This is a genomic window from Pseudoalteromonas sp. Z1A6 (assembly GCF_011378745.1).
Taxonomy (GTDB): domain Bacteria; phylum Pseudomonadota; class Gammaproteobacteria; order Enterobacterales; family Alteromonadaceae; genus Pseudoalteromonas; species Pseudoalteromonas arctica.
On sequence record NZ_WTKW01000582.1, the window covers coordinates 1 to 1,431 of the forward strand.

2 protein-coding genes are annotated in these 1,431 nt (G+C 37.1%); both read right to left on the reverse strand.

Features of this window, described 5'->3' with window-relative positions; genetic code table 11:
• Positions 1–333 precede the first annotated feature (333 nt).
• Positions 334–954, reverse strand: a complete 621-nt coding sequence (locus GQR46_RS19650; RefSeq protein WP_165727452.1) for an FKBP-type peptidyl-prolyl cis-trans isomerase — start codon at positions 952–954, stop codon at positions 334–336.
• 69 nt (positions 955–1,023) lie between these two features.
• A complete protein-coding gene (locus GQR46_RS19655; protein ID WP_024590139.1) occupies positions 1,024–1,410 on the reverse strand; it encodes a hypothetical protein in 387 nt (128 codons plus the stop codon).
• Between the last annotated feature and the right edge of the window lie 21 nt (positions 1,411–1,431).

The window sequence follows — 1,431 nt, forward strand, 5'->3', positions numbered from 1 at the left end:
CCGCATTTTATTAAGGCGGTTTTTTATTTTTAGAATATATAATATCAACACGCAGTAATACTTAATCGATTTGAAGGATTAAACCTGACGCTAACTGCGTTAAGAATTTCTGATATACGACTGCATGGATGCAGGAGGTAGAGCAATGCAAAAGCAATTAGTGGTAACAACTAAACAACGAAATTTTTGCCTTGTTATCGACACAATTTTCTTAGCGAAAAATAGATCACTTAATTAAGCTAATTGGTATAAAACTCTTAAATTACAAACACAAAAAAGCCGTATTCAAATTGAATACGGCTTTTTACACTTTTAAATTAAAATGTATTTAATTTAAGAAATGATTTCGTGTAGCTCAACATCAAATACAAGCGTTGAGAAAGGTGCGATTGCAGCACCTGCGCCACGTTCACCATAAGCAAGCTCATGAGGAACGTAGATACGCCATTTAGTACCTACAGGCATCATTTGTAATGCTTCAGTCCAGCCTTTGATCACGCCACCAACTGGAAATTCAGCTGGTTGACCGCGCTCGTATGAGCTATCAAACACAGTACCGTTAATAAGTGTACCGTGGTAATCAACACGTACTGTAGACTCAGCTGTTGGCTTTTCGCCTTCGCCAGTTGCTAGTACTTCGTATTGAAGACCAGACTCAGTTACTGTGATTTCAGGACGTTTTGCGTTTTCTTCTAAGAATGAAATACCTTCTGCAGAAAGTACTTGTGACTCTTCTTCACGACGAGCTTGAATCTCTTCGTTTATTTTTTCAAATGCAGCTTGGATCTCAGGGATCTCAACTTGAAATGCGCTACCAGCGTACGCATCTTTCATGCCTTCAAATACTGAATTTAGGTTTAAGCCTTCAAAAGGATTAGACTTAAGTTGCTCACCCATTTGTAAGCCAATACCGTAACTTGCTTTTTCAGCATCTGTAGTAAAATTATCTGACATAATGTGTTTTTCACGTTTTGTTAGTTAAAAGACGCGACTATGCTATCACAAAATAAACCGCGTTTGGGGCTAGTTTTTGCTGAGTTTTAGCTTAATTAGGCCAACAATATAACTACAAAGCGGCAAACTGAATAAAATTCCAACAAGTAGAGGCATTGTTAGTAATCCTGATTCGCCAAACAGTAAAAATGGCACTACAAGCAGCCCTATACAACCAATAAAAACAGAGCCAATAACTGGCCAATGCTTATCGTATTTGGTAATAAGATGGGCAGCTAAAACATTAAAACCAACACCATAAATTAAACCGGTAATTAATGGATACTCTGGTTGAGCGTCTATAGCCATTTTTACTAATAAGCTAATAGCACTTTGATAGCAGTAACCAAATACCGTCCATAATAAAAGATGTTTTATTAATTTCTGCGAGGTTGGTAGGTTTGTTGCTTTAGTCATTTAGAAACTCCACAAAGCAAA

Coding starts and splice junctions, on each gene's coding strand:
- GQR46_RS19650 (WP_165727452.1), bottom strand. CDS start 954: ATGTCAGATAATTTTACTACAGATGCTGAAAAAGCAAGTTACGGTATT.
- GQR46_RS19655 (WP_024590139.1), bottom strand. CDS start 1,410: ATGACTAAAGCAACAAACCTACCAACCTCGCAGAAATTAATAAAACAT.